This is a genomic window from Bacillus sp. bc15 (genome assembly GCF_900142585.1).
GTDB classification, from domain to species: Bacteria; Bacillota; Bacilli; order Bacillales; family Bacillaceae_G; genus Bacillus_A; species Bacillus_A cereus.
In genome coordinates, this window is the sequence record NZ_FRBJ01000001.1 from 792,958 (window position 1) to 797,007 (window position 4,050).

Consider the following 4,050-nt stretch of genomic DNA (forward strand, 5'->3'; position numbering starts at 1 on the left):
TCTGTTTGATTGGCTTGGAACTCCATTTTTAACGCAATACTATCCCCTTGGAACACGTTCTGATCTGTACCGTTGTCTTCAAATACAAACTTTATCCAAAACCAATCCATTTTCCCAGGTTTTAACCCCCCTGTTTCAGTCCACTTAGAATGAAATACTTTTTTGGAGACAATCTCTGAACTTTGTGATTTTAGTTCTGCAAGGGTTGTCTCGTATACAGGGCTTTTTGCAGGATCCCAATCCCAAAGAAATTGTACTTTAATATGTTTACCGAAATCTTCTGTAGTATTATTTTGTTTTAAGTCGTTTACAGTATAGTCTATTTTCATCATGATATCTTTAATATCTAAGGAACCACTATTTTTTAAATTGAATTTTTTTAATATTTTGTCCCCAGGTTTTAAATTTTCTAAGTTAAGTGAAGTAGTTGGTTGCATAGCTAAATCCAATGTACCTGCAGCAAATGTATTATTTGTCACAACTTGATCGCTAAAATATGCATATGTTCCCCCACCGATTAAAGACATACCAAGAGCGGCTGAAACCACTCCAACACCTAATTTCTTTTTCAATGACATTTTTTGTTCCTCCCATATCATTTTTACAATTTTTCTCCCTAATTAACTAAAACGCTCCCCTTAATACAGGTATAGCATCAATTGTAAGAATTTTGTATTGAAATAAGAATATTACTTATTGAGAAAATTATGTTGTTATCTGTTTTCTATAAATTAAACGTACTCAAAATAGAAAGTTTGAATCCGGAATTTAATTAAAGTTAAAGGGCAATGGATGTACCTGTAACGTACTGTTGATTCGAAAGGAAACACAATCGATTTTTGTCTAAACAAAACAAGAGATGAAAAGGCTGCAAAGCGCTTTTTTAGGAAAGCGCTGCGGCCTTTTCATGTTTCAAAGCCACGTGTAATAACAGTCGATAAGAATCCGGCTTATTCTATAGCAATTGGGTAGTTGAAAAAAGAAAAAGGCATACCTGATAGTAAGCAACTTAGACAACAAAATTACTTGAATCATATAGAAGATGGACTTGTAACATAGAATACGATTCCGTTAGGAATATATATGTTTTATTCTCTTTTACTTTGTTTTTGCATCAGAACCAAAATACAAAGGGAGCAAGAAGAGCTACGTAACCGTCAAGAGAAAATAAAGAAAGAGACAGAAGAACGACAATATATTCAAATACAGAAAGCGTAGCTATATAGAAAAAAGCGCTATGGAACAAATGAAACTTGTATCATGTCTATATATTGAAACCATATTAAAAGTGAGGGCAGTTTTATGTTTATTCAAATAAGTTTGAGGTGTGGAAATGGAACAGAAGTTTACTGGAAAATGTAATCATGACGAGCTCGACTATGTTATTAAAGACTATTGGCAAGATGTATGGAATTATTCATTTATTATTACAAAAGATCCACACTTATCAGATGATATCACACAAGATGTCTTTATAAAGGTTTTTAAACATTGGCATTCGTTTCGAAAGGATTCATCCATTAAAACGTGGATATTAAAAATCACAAGAAATACAGCCATAAACTATTTAAAATCATCCTATTTTAAAAGGATATCTTTAGTGGGATTTTTTAGTGACGACAAGCAGTCTTCTTCGGCAGAACAAGAATTTTTTAAGCAAGAAGAAATGAATGATGTGTGGAAGGTTGTATTAGAACTACCTAAAAAGCACCGTGAAATAATTATATTGGACGCAAAATATGAATTATCTTATGAAGAAATGGCTGAAACATTAGGAGTATCCATTGGAACTGTAAAATCGAGATTAAGTAGAGCGAGAAGTAAGGTTTCAAAATTAATAGGGGAGGGTAGTAGTGATGAACAATAAACAAAATCCTGACTGGTATAGAAAAATAAAAAAAGGGCCAATGGAGAATCGTAAAGATGAAGAAGAATTTATTTCTAAAATAAAGCAGTCTATATATGAAAATAATGAAGTGGATTTTGTAAAACATAAAAGACCATTTCGTAAAAAAGCATTACCTATTGTAGTTGTTTTGGTTTGTACAATGTTATTTTTCATTGTTCAACAACCTTGGCTTGATGATAATAAATCACCGGTACAAAGTAGTACTCAAATTAAGCCTAAAACAAAAGATGAGTCTGCTCAAGATCCATCATTAAAACAATTTATGAATGAACTATATCAAAGTACGAACTCAAAAAATGAAAATGACCTGTACAAAGCGTTAAATGATGAAGTTCTATTTAAAGGGAAGAGTTATAAAAAGGATGAACTGAAGTTTGATGAAGATATTTTTCATGAGTTGCAAGTCGCTCTTACAATGGGGGGAGAGTTTGCAAATGATACAAAAAAAGTATACAAAGTACCAAGTGGATTGACAGAAAGTAACCAACCAAAGCAAGCGCATTTTATATATGCAACGGTTACTGGAAATAAAACGAAAATTTTAGCTGAACCAAAACGAGAATCACAAGTGTTATATGAAGTATCTAATGAAATGGTAAAAGCTTGGATTCCAGAAAAAGTGCAAAATGATGGATATATAAAAATATCGACAATTAATGGCAATACTGGATACGTACAAAAAGAGTATGTTTTAACTGATATTAAGTATTCATTTATGTTCGAAAAAAATGATAATGGTGAATGGAAAATAATAAATATAGATTCTATTTGGTAAAAGAGGAAGGTTCACTTTAATGAACCTTCCTCTTTGTTTTTATTCTCTTTTTGAAGTGTATGCCAAGACTCTAAAATTTCTGATGTAACGAGAGCAGCGATGTTTTTTTCTGAATTACTACCAGGAATAACGACAGAAACGGCAATTTGTGGATCTTCGGTAGGAGCATATGCAATGAAAAGAGAATGATTTATCATTCTTTCTTGCTCATTCGGAAAACCTGTAATACCTGTTTTACCTGCGACGTCAAAGGGCAACTTTTTAATTTCCTCTATATTTTGACTCATTCCACCTTGCACGACACTCCAAAAGGTCATCGGGTAACGATTTGAACTTTCTAAAATTGGTTTAAACTTTTTTGTTTCCTTACCGTCCGGACTAATAATTGCACTTACAGTTTGAGGTTTATATTTATCACCTTTACTTGCCAAAGTTGCTGCATATTGAGCGAGTTGAAGAGGGGTATGCACTTCATTTCCTCCCCAAGAGGCGTTTAATAAAGCGGAGATTCCATTTTCAAACTTATTAGATGGATGGAATTCATATTGTCCGTCTTCTTCAAAGGGTAAATCAATCCCGGTTTTAGAACGTAGGCCGAATTGCATTAAATAATCTGTCCATATATGTGCCACTTTTTCTATATTCCCATTATTTTGGTTGAATAGGGGCAGAGCTACTTTTGCTGTCATAAATGTGTTAGATGAATTAATGATAGCCTGCCTCGGTGTAATCTCCCCTGTTGGTGTTCCAGGCGCATTCGTAATGTTATTTTGATTATCATACTGAAAAGTACCTTTATCTAAATAAGTATCTTCGGGTTGGAAAAGCTTTTCATTTAATCCAATTAAAATAGTAAGTGGTTTTATAGTAGAAGCCATATTTACATAAGATTCACCATACTTTAATTTTTGAATTGCTTTATTTTGCGAAAGAGATTTAATGTTTTCTTTTCTAGAAGATACATGTGTATTTAATATATTTGGATCAAAAACTACCGAGTTGGCCATAGTTAAAATTGCGCCAGTTTTCGCATCGCTCACTACAGCATAACCAGCTTTAGCATCAGGTGTTTTCTTAATTTGAGATTTTAATGCTTCTTCTGCCTTTTGCTGCAACTCAGAGTCTAAAGCTAGCCGTACATCTTTACCTTTTTGTACGTTTTGAATGTTCCATAAGAACTTTTTATTATTCAATTTAAAAATAAGAGTTTTACCTGGTTTTCCTTTTAAATCATTTTCATATTGCAGCTCAATCCCGCTTTTTCCAACAGCCAAATGCTTTGAATTAAGGTCATTTTCTACATACCCAATTACTTGTGAACCAATTTCGTGTTTAGGATAATATCGAATCCATTCATCTTTAATTA

At 32.7% G+C, this 4,050-nt stretch carries 4 protein-coding genes and 1 pseudogene; 3 read left to right on the forward strand and 2 right to left on the reverse strand.

Annotated features, from left to right (window positions below; translation table 11 throughout):
• Positions 1-578, reverse strand: a 578-nt coding sequence (locus tag BUA87_RS03890) for a TasA family protein (RefSeq protein WP_072939475.1), incomplete at its 3' end; no start/stop codon positions are given.
• Positions 579-771: 193 nt separating this feature from the next.
• On the opposite strand from BUA87_RS03890, the pseudogene BUA87_RS29865 reads away from it, so the two are divergent.
• From BUA87_RS29865 to BUA87_RS03905, 3 genes and pseudogenes are all read left to right on the forward strand, one after another.
• Positions 772-1,038 (forward strand): annotated as a pseudogene (locus BUA87_RS29865) (DDE-type integrase/transposase/recombinase); the annotation flags it as partial.
• 295 nt (positions 1,039-1,333) lie between these two features.
• Positions 1,334-1,867 carry an RNA polymerase sigma factor gene (locus BUA87_RS03900; protein WP_072938472.1) on the forward strand — a complete coding sequence of 178 codons (534 nt, stop codon included), beginning with the start codon at positions 1,334-1,336 and terminating at the stop codon, positions 1,865-1,867.
• Complete coding sequence (locus BUA87_RS03905; RefSeq protein ID WP_001060761.1) at positions 1,857-2,684, forward strand: SH3 domain-containing protein; 828 nt, start codon at positions 1,857-1,859, stop codon at positions 2,682-2,684. Before BUA87_RS03900 ends, BUA87_RS03905 begins: the two co-directional genes overlap by 11 nt.
• 11 nt (positions 2,685-2,695) lie before the next feature.
• Here the strand turns inward: BUA87_RS03905 and BUA87_RS03910 are convergent.
• The coding region (locus BUA87_RS03910) for a peptidoglycan D,D-transpeptidase FtsI family protein (RefSeq protein WP_072938475.1) at positions 2,696-4,050 on the reverse strand (1,355 nt) is incomplete at its 5' end.

Coding starts and splice junctions, on each gene's coding strand:
- BUA87_RS03900 (WP_072938472.1), top strand. CDS start 1,334: ATGGAACAGAAGTTTACTGGAAAATGTAATCATGACGAGCTCGACTAT.
- BUA87_RS03905 (WP_001060761.1), top strand. CDS start 1,857: ATGAACAATAAACAAAATCCTGACTGGTATAGAAAAATAAAAAAAGGG.